Below are 25,568 nucleotides of genomic sequence, written 5' to 3' on the forward strand. Positions count from 1 at the left end.
CCCCGCACGGGGCCGGGGCCGGAGCCGCGCCCGGACGCCGGGGGGCCCGGACTACTCGTCGGTACGCTGCCGGACGTCGTGATCGTGGAGCTGTTCACCGACCCGCCGGACATCCACCTCTACCCGGAGGAAGCGGACAGGGTGAAGCGCGCGGTCGACAAACGCCGACGAGAATTCGCCACCGTCCGGCTGTGCGCCCGCACGGCCCTGGCCCGGCTCGGGGTGCCACCCGGGCCGATCCTCCCCGGTCCCGCCGGGGCGCCCCGCTGGCCCGAGGGCGTCGCGGGCAGCATGACCCACTGCCCCGGCTACCGGGCCGCGGCGGTCGCCAGGACCGCGACGGTCGCCGCGGTCGGGATCGACGCCGAACCGAACTCCGCGGTGCCCAGGGGCGTCGAGAGGATGGTGGCCTCACCCGGGGAACGGCGCACGCTGGACCGCCTCACCCTGTCCCATCCCGCCGTGGCCTGGGACAGGCTGCTGTTCAGCGCGAAGGAGAGCACGTACAAGACCTGCTTCCCGCTGATGGGCCGGCTGATGGATTTCAGCGACTGCACCATCACCCCCGATCCGGAGCGGGGCACCTTCAGCAGCTCCCTGCACGTGCCCGGCCTGGTGGTCGGCGGGCGACGGGTGAACACCTTCACCGGTCACTGGCGGACCGTCGTCCGGGAGGGCGTCGAGTATGTGGCGACGGGGATCGTCGTACCGGCCGCCCCCGCACCCGAGGTGGGCGGCCGGTAACGGAAGACTGCATTCCGACCACGGTCGACGCCTGGCCGAAATGCAGGGGAGACAAGTGCATTCCCCCTGGAGGATCCAGAGGAATTCAGCCAAGCAACTCGCCGAGCCCCGGGTGACCTCCCCGCCTGGGGGCACCGGGGAAATGGCCGGAACTCGAGCACAACCTTGGCGGCCCCTCGTGCGTCAGCAGGGTGATCGACATGCCGCAAGAAGGAAAAGGAAACGCCCTATTGACGGCCCTTCACGAGGGCGGTTCGCCTCCCGGTCCGGGAGGTGCAATGGCTCGTCCAGTCCGGCACAGGCCCCCACCCGGCCATGGACTCACTGCCCGGCTCGGTCGGCTACGACGGCATCACCTGGCGGGCGCCGGCCGAGGAGGTCGGCCTCCGCCTGCCCCTGCCGCTCGCCCACGGGCCGCCACCACGCCTTCGGGCACCGGTGGCAGCCCGTTCACATGCGCGCCCCGCAGCACGGCCGTTGCCTTTTCTTAATTCATTTCAGATACACCTTCGTATGGGAATACAGTCCTGTATTTGGAAGCGCGTCAAGGAGGCGATCACCATCACCAAGCGACTCACCCGGCAGCAGAGCCGGCAGGTCACCCGCGACCAGATCCTTCAGTCGGCGGCCGCACTCTTCGCCGGCCAGGGGGTCAGCGGAACCTCGGTGGAGCAGATCGTCGAGGCCGCCGGCTACACCCGGGGCGCCTTCTACGGCAACTTCGAGGGCAAGCACGAGCTCGTCCTCGCCCTGCTCGAACAGCGGACCCGACACGAGTTGGAAGAGATCCAGGCGCTGAGTCGCGAGGCGGCCACCTTCGAGGAGATGCTCGCCCACCTCCGCTCCTGGCACCGCCGGCGCGACGAGAACCTCGCCAGCTGGCTCGCTCTGCGCACCGAACTCTGGCTCTACGGACTGCGCGACCCGGAGCTGCTGCCCGTACTGGCGAACCGTGAGCGCCACTCCCGGGACGCGCTCGCCCAGTCGCTGGAGCAGGGCTTCGCCGCGCGCGGCGTGACCACGCCGGCGCCCGTGGAGCTCCTGGCGCTGATCGTGCACGCGCTGGACGACGGGCTGTCCATCCAGCGCGTGCTCTTCCCCTCCGACAGCGGCACGGACTCCGTCGTGGACGTGGTGGAGCTCCTCATGAAGTCCTGGACCGCACTCGCCCACAGCACCGCAACCGCTGCCGGACCCACCGCGGCACCCGCCGCCGAACCCCCGACCGAGAACCTGGAGAAGAACCCATGAACAAGGCAGGACAGGCAGAAAAGCCGGCGCACGCCGGCCCACCTGTCACCCCCGACGCACCCGAGCCCGACCCGAAGCGGTGGCTCGCGCTTACCGTCCTGCTGGTCGCCACCTTCATGGACCTGCTCGACGCCAACATCATCACCGTGGCGATCCCGAGCATCCAACGCGACCTCGGCGCCTCGACCGTCGCCATCCAGGCGATGACGGCCGGCTACACCCTGAGCTTCGCGGTCCTGCTGATCACCGGCGGCCGGCTCGGTGACATCTTCGGCCGCAAGCGGATGTTCCTCCTCGGCGTCAGCGGCTTCGTCCTCGCGTCCGCGATGTGCGCCGCCGCGCCCAGCACCGAATTACTCGTCGTCGCCCGCGCGCTCCAGGGCCTCACGGCCGCGATCATGGTGCCCCAGGTGCTCGCGCTCATCCACGTCTCCTTCGCCCCCCAGGAGATCGGCCGCGTCGTCAGCCTCTACGCGAGCATGGTCGGCGTGGCCATCGTCTCCGGTCCCCTCATCGGCGGCGCCCTGATCAGCTGGAGCCCGCTGGACCTCGGCTGGCGCAGCATCTTCGTGGTGAACCTTCCGGTCGGCGTGGTAGCCCTGATCGGCGCCGCGAAGTGGATGCGGGAATCGAGCTCCCCCCACGCGAAGCGCCTGGACATCATCGGCATGCTGCTGATCATCCTCGGACTGCTGCTGCTCATGGTGCCGCTGACGCTGGGCCGCGAGCTCGACTGGCCGCTGTGGAGCATCGTCTCGCTCGTCGCCACCACACCCGTCCTCGTGGCGTTCGTGGTCTACGAACGCCACAAGACCCGCAAGGACGGCTCGCCGCTGGTGACGCTGTCCCTGTTCAAGGTCCGCGCGTTCGGCGCCGGCATCAGCGTGCAGCTCCTCTTCAGCGCCATCCCCGCGGGCTTCTTCCTGAGCTGGACCCTCTACCTCCAGGCCGGACTCGGCTGGTCGGCCCTGCACACCGGTCTGACCGCGATCCCGTTCTCCCTGTGCGTGCCGATCGTCGGCGGACTCGCCGTCCGCAAGTTCTCCCCGCTCTACGGCCGTTACTGCCTGCTCGCGGGGGCCGCCCTGATGCTCGCGGGCATCCTCTCCTACGCCTGGGCGGCCGGCCACTTCGGGACGGACATCACCTCCTGGCACGCGATCCCGTCCATGCTCCTGATCGGCTCCGGCATGGGTCTGCTCATGCCCCCGCTGACGGCGCTGGTGCTCAGGGAGGTCCAGCCGCAGGAAGCCGGCGCCGCCTCCGGCATCATCAACGCCACCGGCCAGCTCGGTGCCGCGCTCGGCGTGGCGGTCATCGGCAGCCTCTTCTTCGCGGCCCTCGCGGGCAACGCCGGGCCGCAGGCCGAACGGGTCGTCCCCACCGTGCACTCGGTGTCGCCCGTGCAGGCCTCGGGCCTCAAGGACTGCGCGACCGAGGCACTCGGCCAGGACGACCTGGCCAAGGTTCCGGACACCTGCTCCACCCTGGTGCAGGGCGCCGACGGCGGCACCCGGAATACGATCAGTGGCGCGCTCGACGAGATCCGCGCGAAGACGTTCGTGTCCACCTACAGCGAGACGCTGTACTGGGTGGCCGGTGGCCTCGTGCCACTCACCACCCTCGTGCTGCTCCTGCCGCACCACCGGGCCCGGCGGGGGGAAACGGCCTAGTACGCCCCGTCCCTGACGACCGGTCGAATCCGCGCACCGTGTCACTGCGTCGGACCCTCTTCGACGTCGGGTGCCGCGCCAGGAGCCGGGGCGGTACGGCCTCACCGCCGCTCCGGTCGGCGCCGTCTGACACCGAGGGGCCCCCGTCCGGCCGGACGGGGGCCCCTCGGCCTTCGCTCGTTCTTCTAGGCAAGGACCGGCCGGCCCGCCGCCACGGGTGCCGGCCGGGGCCGGCGCACCGCCTCCAGTACGGCGGCCTGGTACGGGGTGAGGGCACCGGCCCGCTCCTGCGGGAACAGCGCGGCCCAGTTCGGCTCCCGCCCGCAGGCGTACAGGGTCCCGAGCGAGGCGAGCATGGAGCGGACCTCGGCCCGCCGCCTGCCGGAGGGCAGCAGCCATCCCTGCCGCTCCCTGTGTTCGAGGGTCTGGCGCACCGGGCTCAGCAGTACCGGATGGGCGCTGACCTCAAGGAACACCTCGTGTCCCGCGGCGCCCAGATGCTCCACCGCGGCCGCGAACCGCACCGGCTCCCGCAAGTTGCGCATCCAGTACGCGGCCCCGAGCCCGGCGCCCTGCACCGGCTCCGCCGTCACGGTCGAGTACATCGGCAGGCGGGTAGGGGCCGGCTCCAGGGTACGCAGGGCGGCGTGCAGGTCCTCGCGCAGCTCCTCCACGTAGTGGCTGTGCGAGGCGACCGTCCCCTTGATGACGCGGCAGTAGACGTCCCTCGCCTCCAGGTCGGCGACGAGCGCCGCGAGCGAGTGCGAATCCCCCGCCAGGACGGTGGAGCGGGGGCTGTTCTCCCCCGCCACGCTGATCCCGCCGCCGCTCGCCTCGGCCACCGCCTGCGCCTCGGCCGGGGAGAGTTCCGTCGTGGCCAGCGCCCCCTTGCCGGAGATCCGGCGCAGCAGCGCGCTGCGCCGACAGGCGACCATCAGGGCCTCGCGCAGGCTCAGGCCGCCGGCCGTGTGGGCGGCGGCGATCTCCCCCATGCTGTGTCCGACGACCGCGTCGGGCGTGATCCCCCAGCTGCGCCAGAGCGCGGTCAGGGCGATCTGCAGGGAGACCATCGTCGGCTGGAGGACGTCCAGTTCGTCCAGCCGGGCCTCCCCGGCCGGCAGCTTCAGCTGCTCGACGACGGAGAAGCCGGCGAACTCACCCACCAGCCGGTCGCACTGGAGCAGCGCCTCACGGAACACCGGTTGCCCGGCGAGGAGTTCGCGGCCCATCCCGTACCACTGGGCGCCCTGTCCGGCGAAGACGAACACCAGCCCGGGGCGCCGGGCCGTGACCTGGGCCGGGACCCGGCCCACCTCGCCCGCACAGGCCTCTTCGAGCTGCGTGCGCAGGTCATCGTACGAGTCGACGGCGAAGGCGATCCGGTGGGCTCCGGTCGTGGCCGTCGCCGCCTCGTGGCAGTACCGGGCGAGTGAGGGCAGTTCGCGTCCGGCACGGACCCCGTCGAGGTGGGCGGACAGCAGGACCTGGAGCAGGTCCTCGGTGCCGGCGGCGACGGCGAACAGGCGTGGGCTCATGCTTCCCCCTTTCGGTTTCGGCCCGCGGTCATCGGCGGACGGCGATCCGGTGGCGGTAACTCTCCATCGGCAGGCCGCTCATCCACGGCACGATGCCCAGCTTGCTGAGCGCCTTGATGGCGGGCGGCGGCCGGTAGCCCGCGAACATGCCGCCGAACATGAGGATCTGGCTGTGCGCGGCGATCTGGCGCACCAGCGGGTTCATGCGCTGCTTGCCGAGGGTGGTGCGGAAGTGGCTGCCGGGTGCCATCCGGCGGCGGACGGCCGCACGGACCCGGTCCGAGATGTCGTGGTCGGCCGTCCACTCCAGGCCCTTGGTCTCCTCCGCCGTGCGCCGCATGGTCTCCGTGCGCTGCCGGGTGTAGACGTCGATGTGGCTGAGGAAGCCACCGGGGCGCAGCACGCGGGTGGCCTCGGCGAGGAACCTGCCGAGGTCGGGGTAGGTGTGCGAGCTCTCGATGTTGACGAGCACGTCCACGGAGCCGTCCTCGAAGGGCAGGTCCTCCGCGTCGCCGTGCACGAAGGTGAGCGCGTCCCCGCGGGACAGGGTGGCGGTGGCCCGTGCGACGGCCTTCGGTGACAGGTCCAGGCCGGTCATGCCGGCGCCGGGGGCGACGCGGGAGAGGAAGTTGAGGCCCTCCCCCATGCCGCAGCCGACCTCCAGGACGTGGCGGCCGGCGTAGTCGTCCAGGCCGATGGGGAGTTCGCGCAGGGCGAGGAAGTAGAGCTGCTCGCTGAAGCCGTCGGTCCAGGGCTCGCCGAAGCCGGGCACCCGGGCGCGGATCTCCTCGACGAGCGCGGGGTCGTGCATGCCCCAGTTCCACAGGGCCCCGTGGCCGGAGAGCGTGGCGGCCATGTCGTAGATGGCGGCGCTGGCGGACTTCATGCCGGTGGCGTTGGCGTCGCGGCGGGCGGTGCCGGACTCGTCGAGGTTGATGTCCGCGAGACCGCTGGTGAAGGCGGTCATGACGTCAGGGCTGGCACTCATGTGGGTCTCCGGTGAGCAGGTGGGTGGTCAGGCACTGACGGTGTCGCCGCGCACCAGGCCGAATCCGTCGGGTACGTCGGCGGGGTCGGTGCCGGTCGTGACGGGTCGGTTGTCGGCGTCGACGAACACCACGCTCGGCCGGTACGAGCGGGCGTGCTCCTCGCTCATGGAGGCGTAGGAGATGATGATGACGAGGTCGCCGGGGTTGATGAGGTGGGCCGCGGCGCCGTTGATGCCGATGACCCCGCTGTCGGCCTCGCCCTCGATGACGTAGGTGCTGAGGCGCGCCCCGTTGTCGACGTCGACGATGTCGACCTTTTCGCCGGGCAGCAGGTTCGCGGCGGCCATCAGCGTGGAGTCGATGGTGACGGAGCCCACGTAGTGCAGGTCCGCCTGGGTCACCGTCGCACGGTGGATCTTGGACTTGAACATCTCTCGATACAGCACGTTTTCTCTCCGTTCACCAGGTCACCGGTAGGTCTTGGACGCCGTAGATGATCAGGTCGGGGTGGGTGCGGACCTCGGCGGCGGGAATGCCGAGGCGTAGCCGCGGGAAGCGCCCGAACAGGGCCTGGAGGGCGACCCGCAGTTCCAGCCGGGCGAGTTGCTGGCCCACGCACTGGTGGATGCCGTGCCCGAAGGCGAGGTGCGGTACGGGCTCGCGGGTCACGTCCAGCTCGTCCGGCAGGGCGCAGAGCACCGGATCGCGGTTGGCGGCCGCGAAGGAGAACGAGACCGCGTCCCCGGCCGCCATCCGGTGTCCCTCGAACTCCAGGTCCTCGCCCACGGCGCGGATGCCCCCTACGTGGACGACCGTGAGGTAGCGCAACAGTTCCTCGACCGCCCTCCCGGCCAGGGAGGTGTCGGCGGCCAGCGCGGCCGACTGCTCGGGGTGCTCCAGCAGGGCGAAGGTGCCCAGGGCGATCATGTTCGCGCTGGTGTCGTATCCGGCGGTCAGCAGCACGGCGCCGACCGTGACGAGTTCCTCGTCCGTGAGCCGGCCCTCGGTGACGAGGGTGGCGAGCAGGTCGTCGGCCGGTTCGGCGCGCTTCGCCTCGACCAGCCCGCGCAGCAGGCCGGTGAGGGCGTGCCAGCCGGCGATGGCCTCCTCGGCGCTGGAGTGCACCGCGAACAGCGCCTTGATGGCCCGGGCGAAGGCCGGGCGCTCCGACAGGGGCACGCCCAGCAGCTCGCAGATGACCGACGCAGCCATGGGCTCCGCGAACCCCGAAACCAGGTCGACCGGGCCCGTACCCCTGCCGGCGTCCATGGCGTCCAGGTGGCTCTCGGCGAGCTCCTTCAGCCGGGGTGCGAGGGTGCGGGTGCGGCGGGCCGAGAACCAGGCGGCCACCGCCCGCCGGTAGTGGGTGTGCTCCGGCGGGTCCATCGCCGTGAACATGCCCGGGGCCGGCTCGGTGCGGTCCGTCGCCATGGGCAGCGGGATGGGCGAGCGCAGCGCGTCCCCCCGGGAGCTCATCCGGGGGTCGGACAGCAGTGTGCGGACCTGGGTGTAGCCGGTGACCAGCCAGCCCACGTGTCCGTCCGGGAACTCCATGCGGGCGACCGGTTGGTCCGCGCGGAGCTCGCCCAGTTCGGGTGCGGGGTCGAAGGGGCACCGGCCCCGGGTCATCGGCAGACCCGGGACTGCGGGCAGGCCGTCGGTCATCACACCTCGTTCTCCGGGTACAGGCGGACGGGAAGACGCGGCATCGGCATCAGGTAGCGCGGCTCGATCTCCTGCGCGTCCACGGCCAGCGCCAGGTCGGGGAACCGCTTGAACAGTGCGGTCAGGGCGACCTCCCCCTCGATCAGGGCGAGGCTGGCGCCCAGGCAGTAGTGCGCGCCCCGGCCGAACCCCAGGTGCGGGTTCTGCGCACGGGTGACGTCGAGGCGTCCGGGCTCCTCGAAGACCTCGGGGTCCCGGTTCGCGGCGGCCAGCACCACCTGGATGGCCTCTCCGGGCTGCACCTTCACCCCGCCGATCTCGACGGGCTCGGTGGCGAAGCGGCGGAAGGTGTGCTTCACCGGCGCGGTGTGGCGCACGAGTTCGGCGACGGCCCGGCTGCCGAGCGAGGGGTCGTTCTTCAGCAGATCCAGCTGATCGGGGTGCTGGAGCAGGGTGAAGGCCCCGAGGGCGACGAGGTTGCGGACGGTCTCGTGGCCGGCCTGTACGAGGACCATCGCCAGGGCGGTCAGCTCGTCGTCGGTCAGCCGGTCACTGTCCTCCTCGTGAACCTGCACCAGCTCGGAGATCAGGTCGTCGCGCGGGTCGGCCCGCCGGGCGGCGATCAGTTCCCGGGTCACCCGGGCCATGCCCCGTACGGCCGGGGCGAACTGCTCGGGGTTCGGGCGCAGGGCCTGGGCAAGGGTCTCGCTCCACTCACGCCACTGCTCGCGGTACTCCTCGTCGACGCCGAGGAGTTCACAGATGACGATGATGGCCAGCGGGTGCGCGTAGTCCGCGATCAGGTCGGGCTCGGCCTTGCCGGCGAGGCCGTCGAGCAGGCGCTCCGCCACGCGTTCGACGGCCGGGGTCAGGGCCAGCATCCGCCGGGCGGACAGGGCCCGGGTGACGAGGCGGCGGACCCTCATGTGGTCCTCGCCGTCCATGGTCAGCAGGGTGGAGTCGAACATGTCGACGATGTCCTCGGGGATGCCCCGGCTGAGCATGCTCGCGCGGTGGGAGTCGCCCGGCGGGCGGCTGCGCATGGTCGGCTCGCCGAGCACCGTCTTGACGTCGTGGTGTCCGGTGACCACCCAGACGTCGCTGCCGTCGGCGAACTTCCCGCGGCAGACGGGCCGGGGGCCGCCGAGCCAGCGCTCCCCCGCCTTCGGGTCGGTGATGAACGCCGGGTCGGACAGGTCGAACTCGCTCGCCAGGTCGCCGGATCCGGCGCTGAGTTCCGTTGTGGGGGTCTCGGTCATGCGGTCTGCCTCGCTCGCTACGGAGAATGTCGATCGTGCGGATGGTGCGGTGTACGTGGTTCCGCCGCCCCTTCGGGGTCAGGAGCTGCGGCTGCGGAGCCCGCTGCCCACGACCTCGGCGGCCCCGGCCATCAGGCGCTCGGCGAGCACGTCGGCGTGCCGGTCCCGCCAGGCGTGCAGCGGTGTGCGGGCCAGCCAGCGGTTGCAGGCGCCGAGGGCTGGTCCGCAGGGGATCTGGTAGTCGGCGACGCGGCCCGGTGTGCCCTCGATCGCCCAGGTGGCCGCCTGGGCGCAGTACCAGCGGAAGACGAGCGCCATGCGCCGCTTGGGGTCGAGGGCGGACTCGGCGGAGTCACCGAGGCGGGTGAGGACCTCCTCGAAGGAGGCACCCAGGTAGTCGCGCTCCACCTTCGCGCGCACGGCGGCGGGTACCGCTTCCCACGCGTCGTGGTTGCGCCACAGGTCGTGGAGCTTTCCCGCGCGGGCATGGAACAGCACGCCCTTGCGCAACACCCTTGCGCGGCCGCCCAGTTCGAAGAGGTCTCCGTAGGGCGCGAAGGCGGTGTCGTGGACGTCGGCCTCCTGCAGGAGGTCCTTGGCCGCCGCGCTGGTCCCGCTCTCGGCGGTGCACGCGTTGAGGGAGCCGGTGAGGACGAAGTCGGCGCCCAGGACGAAGGCGGCCGCCGCCGACTCGGGGGCTCCGATGCCGCCCCCGGCCCCGACGCGCACGGCCCCGGCCACGCCGCCGAGCTCCGCGCGCAGTCCGCGCAGCGCGGGCAGCAGCGCCCACAGGGTCGCCATGTCGGAGTGGTCCCCGGCGTCCCCCACCGCGCAGACGTCGTCGGCCAGCGCGAGGCGTGCTCCCGCCTCGGCCTCCTCGGCGGTGAGCAGGCCCTCCGCCACCAGCCGGCTCACCAGCGCGGCGGGCGGCGGTTCCAGGAACAGGCGGGCGGCGTCCGGCCGGGTCACCTTCGCCAGTATCTTGCGGGGCACGTGCACGGTGCCGTCCGGAAGCACCCGGGCGCCCGTCAGCCGGTGCCGTACGAGGGCCGGCGTCGCCTCGACGTGGGTGGAGGCCTCCACGAACCGGACGTCGTCCCGGATCAGTACGTCGACCAGCTCGGACTCGGCCCGCGGGTCGAAGGGGTCGTGCGTGACGTTGACCCCGAACGGCGCCCCGGCCGGGACACGTGCGCGGATCGCGGCGACCGCCGAGGCCACGTCCCGGGCCGGGAGCCCCGAGGCGCCGTAGTACGAGAGCAGTCCGGCCCCGGCCATCCGGGCGACCAGGTCGACGGAGGCGATCCCCCGCCGCATCCCGCCGGCGGCGTAGGCGAGGCGGACGCCGTAGTCCCGCCGGAAGTCCTCCGACCCGAGCGACCCGGCGGTGACCGTGGCGGGGCGTACGGGCGCGGCCGGCGCGGGGACGGCCCGCACCGGCTCGGTAGGCGCCGGCTCGGACCGCCTGGGAGCGGCGGGCTCGGCGGCGGGGAGGGGGGACGCCTCGTTGCGGATCCGGTCGATGAGCTTGGTCAGCACCTTCCCCGGACCGAGCTCACGCACCGTGAAGTCGCCCTGGCCCATGAGGAGCCGGACGCTGTCGGTCCAGCGCACGGGTGAGGCGATCTGCCGCCGCAGGGTGGCGGCCACCTCTCCCGTCCCGTAGGGGCGTGCGTCCACGTTGGCGATGACCGGGATCTTCGGGGGCGCGAAGGCGGTGGCGTCCAGCAGCCGGCCGAACTCCTCGGCGGCGTCGGCCATGTACCGACTGTGGAAGGGCGCGCTGACGTTCAGCGGCGCGCACCGCGCACCGGCCGCCTTCAGCGCGGGCAGCGCCCGGTTGACCGAGTCCGCGGGACCGGCGATCACGGTCTGCGTGGGCGCGTTGTAGTTCGCGATGTCGACGTCGGAGAAGCCCTCGTCGCGCAGCACCCGTTCCACGAGGGCCGCGTCGACGGACGAGACGGCGGCCATCGTGCCGCCCGTGACCTGCCCCATGAGCCGGCCGCGCTCGGCGACCAGGCGCAGGCCCGACTCGAAGTCGTACACCCCGGCGGCGAACAGGGCGGAGAACTCGCCCAGGCTGTGCCCGAGGACGTAGTCGGGCAGCCGCCCGCCCTCGCCCACGGCCGCCAGCCAGGTGAGGGAGTTGACCACGTACAGCGCGGGCTGGGTGTATTGGGTGTTCCGCAGGTTGCGGCCCGGATCCTCCAGGCACAGCTCCCGAAGGGAGTAGCCCAGGACGGCGTCGGCGCGGGCGACGAGGTCGGGGAAGCGGTCGAACACCTCCCGGCCCATGCCCTTGGCCTGCGCGCCCTGCCCGGGAAAGACGTGGACGTCGAGCGTCGGTGCGGCGGCGGATCGGCGCACGGCGGTCGCTGCGGGAGCGCTCACGGGGTTCACCTCGATTCTTGCGGGGGTGGCGGCGAGGCGGGGGCGCGCGTCGAGGACGGCCCGGTACAGCACCTCGTCGCGGGCGTACGGGGACAGCAGCGGCAGCACGCGGGAGCGGCTGCCCTCCGGCAGGGCGGCCCGCACCAGGTTGGCCATGGACCCGGAGGGCCCGAGGTCGAGGAAGAGCAGGTCGTCCCGTTCCAGCAGGGGTGCCAGCGCCCCGGTCAGGTCGAAGGGGTCGCGGAGCACCCGCCACAGGTGCGCGGAGTCGGGTATCCGCACAGCGGCACCGGTGGTGCCGGAGATCAGCGGGATCGCGGCCGGCTTCATGGTCAGCTCGCCGATCAGGTCCTTGAACACGCCCTCGACCGGGTCGATCAGGGGCGAGTGGAAGGGGAACAGGACGGGCAGCCGCTGGCAGAGCGTGCCGGTGGCGTGGAGGTGCCGTTCGATCCGGTCCAGGACCTCGGCGGTGCCGGCCAGGACGAAGTTCTCCGGGGAGTTCACGGCGGCGACGTAGGCCCCCGCGAGGGCCGGGTCGCGGTCGGCGAGACCCGGGTCGGCCAGGACCGCGAGCATGCCGCCCCGCGGGCACTCGGCCTCGAAGACGTCCACCTGGCGCAGCAGGGAGCGCAGGCACGCGTCCGGGTCGACGACGCCCGCGACGGCCGCCGCCCCGACCTCCCCGAGGCTGGCGCCGAGCACCGCGCCGGGTTCGAACCCGTGGGCCCGGAGCATCTGCGCCAGCGCGTACTCGACCATGAAGATGGCCGGCTGGGTGAGGGAGAACTGCGTCATCGGGTGCTCGGGGCCGCGGCCGGGGCCGTGGATCGCCTCGATCACGGAGTCGCCGCGCACCTCGCGGACCGTCGCGTCCAGGGAGTCGAGGGCTTCACGGAACGCGGCGTCGGCCCCGTAGAGCCACTTGCCCATGCCGTGGTACTGGGAACCCTGCCCCGCGAACAGGAAAACCGGTGTGAGCATCAGGAGACACGCAGGGAGGACTCGAACACCTTGTGCTGCGTGGGCAGTTGCCCGACCGACTCCACGACGAAGCCGGCCTCCTCAAGGGCGCGCCGCATGGCGGGCTCGTCCAGTCCGGTGGTGCCCTCGTCGCAGGCCACGGCCTGGAACATCGCCCGCCAGCCGTCGATGTCGTTCTCCACCAGCGGCTCCACGACCAGCAGCCGGGCGTCGGCGGGGCTGTCGGCCATGGCGGTGGCGACGGTGCCCAGGATCCGGACGCAGTTCTCGTACGTCCAGTCGTGCAGCACGTTCTTCAGCAGGTAGCGGTCGGCTCCGGCGGGGAGCTCGACGAAGAAGTCGCTCGGGGTGAAGTCGATGCGGGCGAGCACCTCCTCCTTCGCGACCCGCTCCAGGGCCGTGCGGCCCCTGGCGCAGACGCTGGCCCGGTCGGCGACGGTGCCGCGCAGGTCCGCGTGGGCGGCCAGCAGGCCGGGGAGCAGCCCGCCGCTCCCGCCGCCCACGTCGACGACCGTCTTGACGGCGCTGAAGTCGTGCAGACCGAGCAGGCACTGGGCCACCGGCGTCGCCAGGTCGACCATGCCCTTGTCGAACAGGTCCGCCGTCTCGGGGTGGGTCTCCAGGTAGCCGTAGAGGGATTCCCCGAAGATCTCCTGGAAGCCGGACTTGCCCGTCTTCACCGTGTGCATCAGGCCGGCGAAGGCGTCGTCGTACAGCTCGGCGGCGAGGATGGCGAAGTGGCGCTGGGTGAAGGGGTGGTCCGCGCGCAGCGGCGCGTAGGCCTCGGTCAGCCGGAACTTCTCCCCGTCGCGCTCCAGGACTCCCGGCACGGTGAGCATCTGAAGGAGGCGGTGGAGGATGTCGGGGTCGGACTCGGTGCGCTCGGCGAGTTCGGCCGAGGTCATCGATCCGCCGTCGAGGATGTCGGCTATCTCCAGGCGGGCGGCGACCGCGAGGGCCCGGGCGAACCAGCCGCTGACGGCGAGCTTGAGGATTTCCATGAGAGCGTCTCTTTCGGTTCCGTCAGGAGAGCCGGCGCAGCCGGTCGGCCAGGGCGGCGGGGGTGGGCGTCTCGAACACGTCGGTCAGCGCGAGCCGGACACCGGTGAGGTCCTTGAGGCGCTGGGCGAGGGCGACGGCCAGCAGCGAGTGCCCGCCGTTGGCGAAGAAGTGCGCGTCGGCGTCGAGGTCGCTGCGGTCGAGCAGTTCGGCGAAGAGGCCGACGACGGTGGCCGTCAGGTCGTCCTGCGCCCCGGCGGCGGAGTCCGCGCCGTGGCCGCCGACGGCCGGGCCGGAGTGCCGGGCCGCCTGTTCGGCGAGGGCCAGGTGGTCGACCTTGTCGCTGCCGGTACGGGGGAAGGCGTCCACGGCGATGAACCGGTGGGGGACGACCGAGCGCGGGAGTTGCCCGTGCGCGTGGTCCCACAGTTCGTCCACGGCCTCGGGACGGCGCGGGACCCGGACGAACGCGGCCAGATAGCCGTCCGCCCCGGGATCGCCGACGACCACGACGGCCGCCGCCTCGACGTCGGGGTGCGCGAGCAGAACCGCCTCGATCTCGGCGGGTTCGATCCGGTTGCCGCGCAGTTTGACCTGCCGATCGATCCGGCCGAACAGGTCGATCCTGCCGTCGGTGCGCCAGCGGGCCACGTCGCCCGAGCGGTGGAAGCGCCCGTACTCGGCGTTCTCGCCGAAGCGTTCCGCGCTCAGGTCGGGCCGCTCGTGGTAGCCGGAGGCGACGCCGACGCCCGCGACGCACAGCTCTCCGCAGAGGCCGACCGGGAGCGGCCTGCCGTGCGGGTCGGCGATGAAGATCCGGGTGTTGGCGACGGGTGAGCCGACATCGACCCTTCCGCCGTGGCCGGCCGGTACGCGGCCGGCGGTCGCCCAGATCGTGCTCTCGGTGGGGCCGTAGACGTTCCACAGTTCGGCGCCGGCGTCGAGCAGCCGGGTGGCCAGTTCGGCGGGTAGGGGTTCGCCACCGGTCAGCAGGACGCGTCCGGCCGTCACGTCCGCGATCTCGTGGGCGACGAGCCGCCACGTCGTGGGGGTCGCCTGCAGCAGGCCGATGTCGTGGCCGGTGACGGCGGCCGCCAGCAGGGTGCCGTCCGTGCGCGCCTCGTCCGGGAGCACCACCGTGTGGCCGCCGTGGAGCAGCGGCATCATCAGTTCGAGCGAGGAGGTGTCGAAGCTGTAGGTGCTGAGCCAGCCGGTGGGGCGCGTGGAGCCGGCCACGCCGAAGCGTTCGGCGTAGTCGACGATGTGGTTGACGAGGCTGCCGTGCCGGATCGGGATGCCCTTGGGCTTGCCGGTCGAGCCGGAGGTGTGGATCACGTACGCGAGGGCGTCGGGGTCGGCGTTCACCGCCGCCTCGTCCACCGGCACCCGGGGCACCTGCTCCCAGTCGGTGGCGGGGACGGCGGCGTGGCCCTCCGGGGCGGTGATGCCGGCGCCGACGAGGACGACGCGGGCGCGCGTGTCGTCGAGCTGGTAGGTCAGCCGCTCCACGGGGTGGTTCGGGTCGAGCGGCAGGTAGGCCGCGCCCGCGAGCCAGGTGCCGAACACCGAGGCGGCCAGGGCTGCGCCACGCGGCAGGAGGAGGGCTACGACGTCGCCGGGACGTACGCCGGCCTCGGTCAGCCGGGCGGCCGTGTCGACGGCGGCGGACCACAGGCGGCCGTACGTGGCCGTGCGGTCGCCCTCCCGTACGGCCACGGCCGAGGGGTCGGCGGCGGCGCGGCGGGCGAAGCCGGTGAGCACCGACGGCAGGCCGATCGCGCGATCCGTGGCGTTGGCGGCGTCGATGACCTCGTGGTCGCGGGCCGACCAGGACGGCAGGGAGGCGATCGGGGTGTCCGCCCCGGTACCCAGCGCGACCAGCAGGGCGTCATAGCGCTGGACCATCAGTGCGACATCCGACCGGTCCAGCACCCCGGTGTAGAACGCGGCGCGGACGGTTGCGGTCTCCTGGTTGGCGGAGACGAAGAACTCAAGGTCGAACTGGCTGAAGCCGTTCTCGACGACGAGGAGTTCGGCCTCGGCGCCGGCGAGGGTGAAGGTGCGCTGGTCCTCGGCGAAGGGGACATAGTTGAAGACGTGCTTGAACAGCGCATTGCGCCAGCCGGAGCCGTCGCGTTCGACCATGTCGAGCACGTCGTCGGTCGGTACGTCCTTGTGCGCCATCGCCTCCATGAACGTCCGCCGGGTCAGGGCCGTGAGGTCCCGGAACGTGGCGTCACGGTCCAGCAGCAGGCGCAGGACGACGAGGTTGCTGTGGTAGCCGACCGCGTCCACCGCCTCGCGGGGGCGGGTGTTGACCGGCGAGCCGATGGTGAGGTCGGGCCCGGCGCCGTGCGCGGCGAGGAGGACGGCGTAGGCGGCGAGGAGGACGACGGATTCCGGCGCCCGCAGCTCGCGCTGGAGGCGGCGTACGACCGCGTGGGCCTCGGCCGACAGTACGTGGGTGACCTCGTCGCCCTGGAGGGTGGTGACGGGCTGGTCGCGCTGCTCGCAGAGGAGTTCCAGGCCCGAGGAGCTGAATCCGGCCATGCGCTGCTGCCAGTAGCCGCGGCTCTCGGGGGACGGTGCGGGCTCGTGCAGGGCGGGCACCTCGGCGGGGACGGGGTGCCCTCCCTCCAGGACCGCCTCGTAGAGGGCGACGAACTCGGCACGCAGGATGGCCGTCGACTGTACGTCCGACACGGCGTGGTGGAGGGCCAGGCACAGCACGTCGGCGTCCGGCCCGTGCAGCAGCAGGGCGCGTACGAGGGGGCTGCCGTCCGGGGTGAACGGGCGGGCCACGAAGGCCGTCAGGACGGCCGGTTCGTCCTCCGCGCCGCCGCGGTGCTCCGCCTCCTCCAGGCGGACGGCCAGGGACGGCAGGACGGCCCTGGTCAGCTCGGCGCCGTCACGCCGGTAGACAGTGCGCAGCACCTCGAAGCGCTCCGTCAGGAGCCGCAGGGCGTGCGCGGTGGCGGCGGCGTCGAGGCGGCCCCGCACGCGCAGGGCCAGCGAGAGGTTGTTGGCGCCGCTGCCGGGGACCAGCTCGTCGAGGAGCCAGAGGGAGGTCTCCTTGCGGCCCGCCGGTACGCGACCGGCCGCGCGGCCGGAGCCGTCCTGCGCCTCGCCGGCCGTGGGGCCGGCCGTGGCTTCGGCGCTCACGCGTGCTTCCCGGGGCGGCTTGCCAGGACTCCGCCCACGGCTTCGGCGATGGCGGGGGTGCGCAGCAGGTCCCGGTGCTCGACCTCGAAGCGCCGCTCGTCCGCGACCTCGATGGGGGCGACGCCGGGTGTGGTGCGCATCCGGTTCAGTCCGCTGGTCGCACTGGCGGAGGTGACGACCGTGGCCCCCTTCCAGCCGGGGCGCGGGTCGAGACCGGCGGCGGTGGCGAGGTAGGACATGAACGAGCCGACCAGCTGGACCAGTTCGCCGGCGTAGTCCTCGTCGAGCCCGGCCCGCCGCAGCGCCGCGGTGCCGATGGGGCGGAAGGCCGCGTACAGGCCGGCGGCGAAGGCGGCCGGGGTGATGTCGGGCTGCGCGGCGAGCCGCTCGGCCGCGCCGGACAGCTCGGCTATCTCCTCCGGGGCCAGAACGGTGGTCATGTTGCCGATGACCCGGCCGAACTGGAGGTGGACGGTGGGCACATCGACCAGTTCGGGGTCGAACAGCACCACACGGGGGGCAGTCGACTGCCGTGCGCCGATCTTCTCGGCGAGCACGCCGGCGAAGACGGAGCCCGCGCAGTAGCCGAGCACGGCGCGGACCGTGCGACCGGATGCGGCCACCTCGGAGAGCCAGGGCTCCAGGTAGCTGTCGTCCAGGGCCGCGGTCTCGGGGTCGCGGACCGGGGCGACGGTCTGCCACAGATCGCAGTCCAGCTTCAGACCGGGCGCCAGATCGGCGAATCCACCCTCGTTCCTCCCCGTCACCGGGAAATCGGCCGCGAGCACGATATCGGTGTCGGTGTCGGTGTCGGACCCTGCGTCCGAAACGATATTCCACACGGTGGAGTTGGGCATATCAAGATCCCCCGAGTCAAAGTCTCATCGATTTATTTTCCCGACCATCTCCGGCCAGAGCAGGCCAGATCTTAAGGTCGCCAGTCGGCACTGTCCACAAGAAATCGATCATGGACCGCCCGCCGTTCGACCGGAAAAACTCCGGGCCGCGAGGGAATCGCGCCAATGCATTTCGGACATGAGGGAAGCGGTTTCCGCCAGCCCGCATCACCTCGTGGCCGCATTTCCAGGAAGTTTCCTGGGCACACGCCCCCTTGAGCAGGCGGGGCCCCGCCTTGGAGGCCGACCGACCCCCCGGGGGGAGAACTTCCCGAACATCCCGATTTGACGCGTGACGGCCACCACACGAGACAGCTCCCTGACGGCAATCGTCGACTCCGGGTCCTGACGCGACAGAGGCACCGCCCGCCGGGGCCCGCAGAGTGGCGGAAACGAGGGCCCCGGCGGGCGGCGCATCCCGCTCCTGGTCGTGAGCCTGTCGTGTCACCGGAATCAGGCGCCGAGCTCCCCCGAGCCACCCGCGGCCCGCGCCAGATCGGCCGGGACCTCCGCCGGCGCCGCCATGCGGTCCTGTTCGCGAAGAGAAGACTGCCGGCCAGAAGGAATTCAGCCGCTTCACATCCATTGCAGACGCCACCCACAGAGTGATTTCGTCAAGGTATTCGCGGACGCAGCGACCACGTCTCGCCCGACTTCGAATACCAGGCCATGAATCCGAAACATCCGCTCCGGACCTGAGTCGCGACTGGACCGACCACGTCAACCAGGGCTTACGTCGCAAGAACCCGCCGGAAAGGGAACCTCCGCCCTCCTGGCCGAAATCCGAGGCCGTGCCCCAAGGCTGCCCACGCTCGGCCGCACACACGACTGCCCACGGCGGTCCACCGTGGCGCGCTCGACTCCCCCACCACCGTCCTGCCGTTCGGCGGGAACTGCCACGCCCTGCCCCAGGCGGCCGGACGCAACCGCTCCGGCATGCCGATCCGTGCAACGACATCCGCGCGCCGGTCGTCCAGCTCGCGAACCGGACCTCAGCCAATGCCAACGAGCGCACCAGAACGTCGAGTTGTTCCTCACCTGGGGACCGTAGGGAGCGGACCCTCGGCCTCCAGCAGTACAGCAGACACCTACCGACGCAGTTCCCAGTCGGTCCGCGTAGGGGATCATCGAGGAGGCCGAACGCGTCGGCGCGCTCAGGCCGGGACAGCCGGTGGTCGAGCTGACCAGCGGCAACACCGGCACCGGTCTGGCGATCGTGTGCGGCGTGAAGGGATACCCGCCTGAAGTATCTGTCCACGGACCTGTGGGCCGACGCCTGAAGCCCCGGCTCACCCGCTCGACGCCTCCAACGGCTCTGTGACGCACAAGGAGACCGACAGCGACTGACGCGGATCACGTCCTGCCCCCGGCCCATACGGACCGGGGGCATTCCCTGTGCACCGGGCGTGACGTCCGGGTCCCTCAGCCCCTTTGTCGCAGCCCCTTTGTCGCGTAGCTGAACCGCGCTGACCGCGCCACAATGCGTCAGGACAGGCAGGACGGCCGGACGCTGCGCAGCTCGGTCCGCAGCACGGGCGTGCCGTCGACAGGTGCCGGGTCCTGCGCAGTTGGTTCGATACCGCCAGCGGCGACCTTGTCGAGAGTCTTCAGGCCGGCGGCACCGACCGTGCCGAACACCGTGTAGTTCGGCCGCAGCGCGGAGTCGCCGTAGACGACGAAGAATTGCGAACCATTCGTGTCCGGACCGGCGTTGGCCATCGCCAGCACGCCGCGCCCGTAAAGGCGACGGGCGCCGGTCGGATCGCTCGGTGCCGGCGGCAGGTCCACCGGCAGCTCGTCCTTGTACTTGTACCCCGGCCCACCCTCGCCGGTACTGGTCGGGTCGCCACACTGCAGGACCTTCAACGTCGGATACGCCGTCAGCCGATGGCACGCCGTACGGTCGTAGAACCGGTGCCGCGCCAGGTGTAGGAAACTCTGGACCGTACACGGCGCCTTCACCCGATCCAGACGCAGCGGGAGCGGGCCCTGGCTGGTCCGGACCGCCATACCGACCGTGCCGTGACGGGGGGTGTGCCGCGGATCGGGCGGCAGGGAAACCTGCCGCGCCGGCGGCTCGTCCGGGGTCTGGGTGTACTGGCAAGGACCGTGCGTGGTGCGCGGCGGGACATCGGAAGCAGAGGCAATTCCGCCCCCGGACATGACCAATGCCGCCGAGACCAATGCGGTCACGAGAGTTCGACTCATCCTGCACACCCTCCAAAAGATCGTCAGATTTCGGAGCGGTCGCAGTCTAGAGGGCGGCCCGGCGGGCGGGAACCCGCCCGCCGGCCACATCCGCCTCCCAGCCATCGGCCTGTGGCCGCAGGCCACTTCGGATGCGGCACAGCGCCGACTGACGCATGGTCCGCCACGTGTGATCGCGCTGGGCAAGGGCCCAGATTTGTGACGACGGGTAGCTGGCGCCTCCGTCGAAGCACGTCGTGGTCCTTGCGGAGCGACAGCTCGGCCCACGCCACCGCCCGGCCCCTGCCCGAGCCCGCGGGAACTCCGCTCACCCGGCGCGCCAGGTGGCGCACCACCGGCACACTGTCCTCTGATGCCGACAACCAGCCAGCCCCCTCCGGGGCCCTCACCACCGCCCGCCCTCCCCAGCGGCGGCAGATGGCTACCGCACGGCTACCACCTCGACCCCCATTCTCATGACCACGGACAGCTCGTCTACGCGGCCGCCGGGACACTGGCCACCACGACCGAACGCGGAACCTGGGTCGCCCCGGCCAACCGCATGACGTGGACGCCACCCGGCTTCGCCCACTCCCATCGCTTCTACGGCCGCACCGACGCCCGCCTCCTGACCATCCCGATCGGCCTGTGCGGTGAACTCTTGGACCGGCCAAGCGTGTTCGCCGTCGGTCCGCTGTTGCGCGAGGCCGTCTTGGCACTGACCGACGAGCGGCCGGAGATCCGTCCCGGCGCCCACGGGCGACTGCTCGCGGTGGTCATCGACGAGCTCTACGACACGCCTGAACAGTCGTTGCACCTGCCCGAATCCGGCGACGACCGGCTGCGCACCGTCACCGATCTCCTGCACGCCGATCCTGCGCGGCCTGCGTCCCTGGCCGAGCTGGGACGCGTTGCGGGAGCCAGTGAACGCACCCTGAGCCGCCTGTTCCACACCGAATTCGGCATGAGCTTCCACCAGTGGCGCACCACGCTGCGCATCCACCATGCCCTGGGCCACCTCACCAACGGCATGTCGGTCACCGATACAGCGATGGCATGCGGGTGGTCGAACCCCTCCAGCTTCATCGACGCCTTCCACTCGGTCGTCGGCCAGACCCCGGGCCGCTACCAGGCAAGTCTGCACACCAGCCGCGCGCTTTCGTAGGGCTCGGCACCACCTCCCCGTCATGGACCAGTCGTCCAGGGATCGTCGCCCGTCGGGCGCCGGAGTGCACCAGGGTTGGCGGGTTTTCGGCATCAGCTGTCCCTTTACCGGTTGGGTGCCCCTGGGATCGGGTCCCACAGTGGTGCTCAGTACGCCACGCCAACTAGGCGGCGCGGTCGCTCACGCTCAGGCGGGTTCGGTCTGGCCGTCTGCAAGGAGCCGGAAACTACATGATCAAAACTGACAAGAACGCCACTGTCGTCATCGTGGGAGGCGGCATCGCCGGGCTGGCGCTCGGCAACTTCCTTCTGCGTAAGGGCATTTCCTGCATCGTCCTGGAGCGGCACGATCGTGACTACGTGGAGCAGCGGCAGAGGGCCGGCGCTCTCGATGCCGGCGGGGTCCGCCGGCTGCGCGAGTGGGGGCTGGCCGAGGTCGTCGAGGGCCACAGCAGCGGGAACCTTGATTCAGTTATACCGCTGCTGATCGAGGGCGAAAGGCGGCAGTGGAAGAGGGATGCCCACTCGGAGGATGTCGGCGGTGTGTTCTGCCCGCAGCAGATACTCGTCCAGAACCTCATCAAGGTCTTTCTCCGTGACGGTGGCGATCTGCGCTTCGGAGCCGAAGACGTTTCCCTGCACGACATCGATACCGAGCACCCTCTGGTGCGCTACCGGGACGCCGCCGGCTCGACAACGACCGTCGGCTGCGACTTCATCGCCGGCAGCGACGGCTTTCGTGGCGTCAGCCGGACGGCCGTTCCCGAGGACGTCCTCACCTGCTCCACCCACGAGTTCGGGTACGCCTGGCTCACCGTCATGGCCCAGGTGCCTGCGACCCCTCCATCCGTGCTGGCCGTGCACTCCCGGGGTTTCGCCGCACAGATCACTCGTGGCCCGAGCGCCAGTCGTCTCTACTTACAGTGCCCGCTCACCGACACCATCGAGGAATGGCCGGACGACCGCATCTGGAATGAACTGGACACTCGCTTCGGCGCGCCCGTGCCCACCAGGGGGCCGATCACCAGCAAGCAGGTCGTGCCGCTCCGCGGAGTGGTGTTCAGCCCCATGAGCTACGGCACGCTCTACCTTCTCGGGGACGCGGCGCACCTCATCTCACCGATGAGCGCACAGGGGATGAGCTCGCCCTCCATGACGCCGACGTGTTCGCCCGCGCAGTCATCCAGCACGTCGAGAACCACGACTCCGGTCTGCTCGATCGCTACTCCGACATCTGCCTGGACCACACGTGGCAGCGGCAGGCAGCGGCAGTCCGGTTGACCGAGACCATGCACGACTCCGGTGACCCCTCCTACGAAGGGGAGTTCCGCAAACAGATCGCCCGGAAGAACCTGGCACACATGCTGGAGCGGCCTGGGGCCGGCACTCTCCCCCTGGGTGCAGCCGATCCCTTGCCGCAAACCCCTGAACCGGCTGCGACGTCAACTCGGTAGTGGCGTCCCGGTAGTCACGTCCGGTCGGGGACGTGAGCCACTCTACGGCTTGGCGCGGGCACCTCAGCATTATCCCAGGCTGAAGGACACTTAAGGCTCGCATTTCCTGGCTGGCTTGTTCTTGCCGAACGTTCCTGGATCGCGTCCCGTCACGTCGTATGTGCGACAGGGAATTTACCGCTTCCCCCGGCCCTCCCCCACATCAAAGGAATGTTCATGCGCCGCACTGTGGCGGCTGCTTTCGTTGCAGCTTCCTCTCTTCTTGTGCTCATACCCAGCTACTCACAGGCGGCTCCGGCGCCAACCGATAAGCACCACGCCGCCCCATCGCACCACCAGGCCACCACTCGCCCCTATCTCGACGATGTGCTGGGGAAGAAGAAGGGGCAGGGGCTCGCCGCCGAGGCCAACAAGTGGCCCTCCGCCAAACTCACCTGGAAGCTGGACCATTACAGCTCCCGCCCCGACCTCCGGGGAAAGCAGGACGAGGTCGAGAACGCCCTCGCGAAGGCGCTGAACACCTGGGCCAAGGTCAGCAAGCTCCGTTTCACCAAGACCACCGGTAGCCAGGCGAACATCAAGATAGGCTTCTACACCGGCGGCCATGGCGACAATGCGCCCTTTGACGGTCAGGGGGGTGTGCTGGCACACGCCTATGAACCGCAGTGGGGGATGCTGCACTTCGATGACCGGGAGCCCTGGAGCACCACGACGCAGTCGGGACGAACCAACCTCAATTCCGTCGCCCTTCACGAACTCGGCCATATTCTGGGCCTCAGCCACTCCGCCAACCCGAAGTCCATCATGTACCCCTATTACACGGGCCCGAAGACCACGCTGGGCAAGGAGGACATTCAGCGAATTCAGGCTCTGTACGGGGCGCCGGTTCGGTGAATTCCGCGTGACCGGAAGAGGGAAGTGAACGGTCGCGCGTCGATCAGATCCGTTTCCCGTGAGCCCGCCCGCCGGGCGCCGTCTTCAGTCCACCCGGCCGGTACACACGACGAGGCCACAGCCGCGACGCTGTGGCCTCGTCAGGGCGGTCCTGGACTACTCAGGCTCGACCGGCGGGCGTTCAAGGCGGCCTGACCTCGCGGAAGACCCGCGGTAGGTTCGATGCGCCGAATTTTCCGTTACTGACTTCAGCTCGTCAGGGTGATCTTTGCTGAAGTTCCTGATGAGGCCGGGGCGTTGGTTGTATTCCGGGGTGTGTGAGATATGCGGATGGGGGTGGGCTGACCGTCGCAGGGCGTCAGCGCCGGGAGTCGCTTCGGATGCAGGCGGCTGAGCTGTTCGAGCAGAAGATCAAGCCGCCGGAGGTCGCACGGCGGCTGCGGGTGAGCCGAAAATCGGCCTACCGGTGGCATCAGCTGTGGCGGGAGGGCGGCGTGCAGGGTTTGGCCTCGCGTGGCGCGAGCGGGTCTCGGTGCCGTCTGTCCCCGCGCTGCCTGGAGAAGCTGGCCATGTATCTCGATGAGGGGCCGGCCGCGCACGGCTGGGTGGAGGACCAGGTGTGGACCGCCGCTCGGGTGGCCACGCTGATCGGCAGGAAGTTCCACGTCTCCTACAGCGTCTCCGGCGCGACACGGCTGATGCACCGGCTCGGCTTCTCCCCGCAGGTGCCCGCCCGGAGGGTGGCCGAGCGCGACGAGCAGGCCGTCACCGTGTGGAAGGAGGCGACCTGGGCCGAGGTAAAAGGGCCCGGGCGGCCTGCGGGGGCTACCTCTGCTTCGTGGACGAGGCAGGCTTCACCCGCAAGCCGCCCAAAGGACGCACCTGGGGCCGACGCGGCGTGACGCCGGTCGTCACGGTCAGCGGACGCCGCTCGGGGCGGTTGTCGGTGGCCGGGCTGATCGCGATGCGGCCGGGCTCGCGCACCCGACTGTGCCACCGGCTGATCTGTCACCCGTCGGGCCAGGGCAAGCGCCGCAGCATGGGCGAACGCGACTTCATCGCGCTGATCGACGGCGCCCACCAGCTCCTCAAGGCGCCGATCGTGCTGGTCTGGGACCGGCTCAACACCCATGTCTCTTGTGCCATGCGGAAGTTGATCGACGAGCGCGAGTGGCTGACGGTGTTCCTGCTGCCTGCTTACTCGCCCGACCTGAATCCGGTCGAGTGGGTATGGGCGCACGTCAAACACGGTCTGGCCAACCTCGCTGTCGTCGCCCTCGACCGCCTGGAGGCGCTCGTCCGCAACCGACTCAAGCGCCTCCAGTACCGGCCCGGCACCCTCGACGGCTTCATCGCCGGAACCGGCCTCACCCCAGACACCGGACCTTCGCCCCAATGAGCCAAGGTCAGTAACTCGGCGGTCTCGAAGCGTGCTTGCCCACACTGGGACCGCTCTCAGGCGCTCAGGCCGCCCATCCGGATAGCGCATCTCCTGGATATGCTGCCTGTCCTCCCGGCACCGCCCGATCCTGGAGGTCAGCCGCTGCGGGCAGCCCAGACCTCGACGTACGGGCCCCGGTCCACAGAGTCGACCGCGAATCCCGCACCGGCCACAGCGGAGGCGAACTCGTCGGGGTCCCAGACCGTGTACCACCGCCGGCCGTCAGGTTCGTCAAGCCATCCCGTGCGGCCTGTGACCTTGAGACACACGTACATCCTGCCCCCAGGCCGCAGTAGCCCGGCGAACTGCCCCAGCACGTCCGTTGCGTCCACCCTGTCGAGGTGGACAAGCGAGGCGGAGGCCCAGATCCCATCGAATGTTCCGGTCGGGAACCGCGTCGCGACCTCGCGCAGGTCACACCGGGACGTGGGCGCGTGGGCGTTGGCCATCGCCACGAACACCGGGTTGAGATCGACACCACGCACCACATGCCCATACTTCTGGAATCGCGCAAGGTCGCGGCCCGGACCGCACCCGGCGTCGAGGATCAGCGAAGGTGCAGGCAAGGACACCGCGAACCGCTCGACACGATCCGCCATCTTCGGGGCGTGCACCGCCGCGTAGTCGTCGGCATGGTCGCTGTAGACGGCGACTGACTCAGCTACTGGGTCCAACTGTCCCCTGCCGGATGTGCTGCGTGACTTCATCCCACCTATCCTGACCTGCCGCTGCATCGGTATCCAGTGGCCAGAACAAACAGGGATCAAGCTCATACGCTCGCACCCCACCGATACAGGCGACAGTGCGCCGAAGGACGCAATATGCGTCACCCTGAAGCGCAGAGGTCAGTAGTTGCAAATCCGGATCGCCGAGTGCA

General features: G+C 70.8%; 18 protein-coding genes. 7 read left to right on the forward strand and 11 right to left on the reverse strand.

Translation table 11 applies throughout. The annotated features are described in order from the left end of the window. Window positions 1–78 precede the first annotated feature (78 nt). The 3 genes from ACQP17_RS01145 to ACQP17_RS01155 all read left to right on the forward strand — a co-directional run bounded on the left by ACQP17_RS01145 (window position 79) and on the right by ACQP17_RS01155 (window position 3,668). Window positions 79–744 carry a 4'-phosphopantetheinyl transferase family protein gene (locus ACQP17_RS01145; protein WP_433854476.1) on the forward strand — a complete coding sequence of 222 codons (666 nt, stop codon included), beginning with the start codon at window positions 79–81 and terminating at the stop codon, window positions 742–744. Between the two features lie 513 nt (window positions 745–1,257). Further along, a complete protein-coding gene (locus ACQP17_RS01150) occupies window positions 1,258–1,995 on the forward strand; it encodes a TetR/AcrR family transcriptional regulator (protein WP_433854477.1) in 738 nt (245 codons plus the stop codon). Further along, a complete protein-coding gene (locus ACQP17_RS01155) occupies window positions 1,992–3,668 on the forward strand; it encodes an MFS transporter (RefSeq protein WP_433854478.1) in 1,677 nt (558 codons plus the stop codon). The genes ACQP17_RS01150 and ACQP17_RS01155 overlap by 4 nt, the downstream gene beginning before the upstream one ends. Window positions 3,669–3,853: 185 nt before the next feature. On the opposite strand, the gene ACQP17_RS01160 is transcribed toward ACQP17_RS01155, so the two are convergent. The 10 genes from ACQP17_RS01160 to ACQP17_RS01205 all read right to left on the reverse strand — a co-directional run bounded on the left by ACQP17_RS01160 (window position 3,854) and on the right by ACQP17_RS01205 (window position 19,744). After that, the gene (locus tag ACQP17_RS01160) at window positions 3,854–5,203 is read right to left on the reverse strand and encodes an acyltransferase domain-containing protein (protein WP_433854479.1); all 1,350 of its coding nucleotides are present in this window, start codon (window positions 5,201–5,203) and stop codon (window positions 3,854–3,856) included. A gap of 28 nt (window positions 5,204–5,231) precedes the next feature. Beyond that, window positions 5,232–6,191, reverse strand: a complete 960-nt coding sequence (locus ACQP17_RS01165) for a class I SAM-dependent methyltransferase (RefSeq protein ID WP_433854480.1) — start codon at window positions 6,189–6,191, stop codon at window positions 5,232–5,234. A 27-nt stretch (window positions 6,192–6,218) separates the two neighbouring features. Further along, the gene (gene panD, locus ACQP17_RS01170; RefSeq protein ID WP_364879707.1) at window positions 6,219–6,635 is read right to left on the reverse strand and encodes an aspartate 1-decarboxylase; all 417 of its coding nucleotides are present in this window, start codon (window positions 6,633–6,635) and stop codon (window positions 6,219–6,221) included. 16 nt (window positions 6,636–6,651) lie between these two features. Beyond that, on the reverse strand, window positions 6,652–7,857 hold the full coding sequence (locus ACQP17_RS01175) for a cytochrome P450 (protein WP_433854481.1): 1,206 nt from the start codon (window positions 7,855–7,857) through the stop codon (window positions 6,652–6,654). After that, complete coding sequence (locus tag ACQP17_RS01180; RefSeq protein WP_433854482.1) at window positions 7,857–9,116, reverse strand: cytochrome P450 family protein; 1,260 nt, start codon at window positions 9,114–9,116, stop codon at window positions 7,857–7,859. The genes ACQP17_RS01175 and ACQP17_RS01180 overlap by 1 nt, the downstream gene beginning before the upstream one ends. A gap of 78 nt (window positions 9,117–9,194) precedes the next feature. Next, window positions 9,195–12,494, reverse strand: a complete 3,300-nt coding sequence (fabD, locus tag ACQP17_RS01185; RefSeq protein WP_433854483.1) for an ACP S-malonyltransferase — start codon at window positions 12,492–12,494, stop codon at window positions 9,195–9,197. After that, window positions 12,494–13,495 carry a methyltransferase gene (locus ACQP17_RS01190; RefSeq protein WP_433854484.1) on the reverse strand — a complete coding sequence of 334 codons (1,002 nt, stop codon included), beginning with the start codon at window positions 13,493–13,495 and terminating at the stop codon, window positions 12,494–12,496. The genes fabD and ACQP17_RS01190 overlap by 1 nt, the downstream gene beginning before the upstream one ends. Before the next feature lie 22 nt (window positions 13,496–13,517). Next, window positions 13,518–16,655, reverse strand: a complete 3,138-nt coding sequence (locus ACQP17_RS01195; RefSeq protein WP_433854485.1) for a non-ribosomal peptide synthetase — start codon at window positions 16,653–16,655, stop codon at window positions 13,518–13,520. Further along, a complete protein-coding gene (locus ACQP17_RS01200) occupies window positions 16,652–17,512 on the reverse strand; it encodes a hypothetical protein (RefSeq protein WP_433854486.1) in 861 nt (286 codons plus the stop codon). Before ACQP17_RS01200 ends, ACQP17_RS01195 begins: the two co-directional genes overlap by 4 nt. A 1,524-nt stretch (window positions 17,513–19,036) precedes the next feature. Beyond that, window positions 19,037–19,744 carry a peptidylprolyl isomerase gene (locus ACQP17_RS01205; RefSeq protein ID WP_433854487.1) on the reverse strand — a complete coding sequence of 236 codons (708 nt, stop codon included), beginning with the start codon at window positions 19,742–19,744 and terminating at the stop codon, window positions 19,037–19,039. Between the two features lie 367 nt (window positions 19,745–20,111). Between ACQP17_RS01205 and ACQP17_RS01210 the strand changes: the two genes are divergently transcribed. The 4 genes from ACQP17_RS01210 (at window position 20,112) to ACQP17_RS01225 (ending at window position 24,649) form a co-directional block, all read left to right on the forward strand. Further along, on the forward strand, window positions 20,112–20,903 hold the full coding sequence (locus tag ACQP17_RS01210) for an AraC family transcriptional regulator (RefSeq protein WP_433854488.1): 792 nt from the start codon (window positions 20,112–20,114) through the stop codon (window positions 20,901–20,903). A 230-nt stretch (window positions 20,904–21,133) separates the two neighbouring features. Further along, window positions 21,134–22,183, forward strand: coding sequence for an FAD-dependent monooxygenase (locus ACQP17_RS01215; RefSeq protein WP_433854489.1), 1,050 nt, complete (start codon window positions 21,134–21,136; stop codon window positions 22,181–22,183). A gap of 389 nt (window positions 22,184–22,572) precedes the next feature. Beyond that, window positions 22,573–23,250, forward strand: coding sequence for a matrixin family metalloprotease (locus ACQP17_RS01220; protein ID WP_433854490.1), 678 nt, complete (start codon window positions 22,573–22,575; stop codon window positions 23,248–23,250). A gap of 317 nt (window positions 23,251–23,567) precedes the next feature. Continuing rightward, window positions 23,568–24,649 (forward strand): IS630 family transposase gene (locus ACQP17_RS01225; protein ID WP_433854491.1). Its coding sequence is split into 2 segments (ribosomal slippage): window positions 23,568–24,069 and window positions 24,069–24,649, totalling 1,083 coding nucleotides; the frame shifts between segments, so codons are not numbered across the junction. Window positions 24,650–24,786: 137 nt separating this feature from the next. Here the strand turns inward: ACQP17_RS01225 and ACQP17_RS01230 are convergent. Then, on the reverse strand, window positions 24,787–25,398 hold the full coding sequence (locus ACQP17_RS01230) for a class I SAM-dependent methyltransferase (RefSeq protein ID WP_433854492.1): 612 nt from the start codon (window positions 25,396–25,398) through the stop codon (window positions 24,787–24,789). Window positions 25,399–25,568: the final 170 nt, after the last annotated feature.

The organism is Streptomyces kronopolitis, from assembly GCF_050953795.1.
GTDB classification, from domain to species: Bacteria; Actinomycetota; Actinomycetes; order Streptomycetales; family Streptomycetaceae; genus Streptomyces; species Streptomyces kronopolitis_A.

Excerpts from the sequence above, each read along its gene's own strand:
- ACQP17_RS01230 (WP_433854492.1), bottom strand. The coding sequence starts at position 25,398 with ATGAAGTCACGCAGCACATCCGGCAGGGGACAGTTGGACCCAGTAGCT.
- ACQP17_RS01175 (WP_433854481.1), bottom strand. The coding sequence starts at position 7,857 with ATGACCGACGGCCTGCCCGCAGTCCCGGGTCTGCCGATGACCCGGGGC.
- fabD (WP_433854483.1), bottom strand. The coding sequence starts at position 12,494 with ATGCTCACACCGGTTTTCCTGTTCGCGGGGCAGGGTTCCCAGTACCAC.
- ACQP17_RS01150 (WP_433854477.1), top strand. The coding sequence starts at position 1,258 with ATGGGAATACAGTCCTGTATTTGGAAGCGCGTCAAGGAGGCGATCACC.
- ACQP17_RS01210 (WP_433854488.1), top strand. The coding sequence starts at position 20,112 with ATGCCGACAACCAGCCAGCCCCCTCCGGGGCCCTCACCACCGCCCGCC.
- ACQP17_RS01165 (WP_433854480.1), bottom strand. The coding sequence starts at position 6,191 with ATGAGTGCCAGCCCTGACGTCATGACCGCCTTCACCAGCGGTCTCGCG.
- ACQP17_RS01200 (WP_433854486.1), bottom strand. The coding sequence starts at position 17,512 with ATGCCCAACTCCACCGTGTGGAATATCGTTTCGGACGCAGGGTCCGAC.
- ACQP17_RS01160 (WP_433854479.1), bottom strand. The coding sequence starts at position 5,203 with ATGAGCCCACGCCTGTTCGCCGTCGCCGCCGGCACCGAGGACCTGCTC.
- ACQP17_RS01155 (WP_433854478.1), top strand. The coding sequence starts at position 1,992 with ATGAACAAGGCAGGACAGGCAGAAAAGCCGGCGCACGCCGGCCCACCT.
- ACQP17_RS01220 (WP_433854490.1), top strand. The coding sequence starts at position 22,573 with ATGCGCCGCACTGTGGCGGCTGCTTTCGTTGCAGCTTCCTCTCTTCTT.
- ACQP17_RS01180 (WP_433854482.1), bottom strand. The coding sequence starts at position 9,116 with ATGACCGAGACCCCCACAACGGAACTCAGCGCCGGATCCGGCGACCTG.
- ACQP17_RS01215 (WP_433854489.1), top strand. The coding sequence starts at position 21,134 with ATGATCAAAACTGACAAGAACGCCACTGTCGTCATCGTGGGAGGCGGC.
- ACQP17_RS01190 (WP_433854484.1), bottom strand. The coding sequence starts at position 13,495 with ATGGAAATCCTCAAGCTCGCCGTCAGCGGCTGGTTCGCCCGGGCCCTC.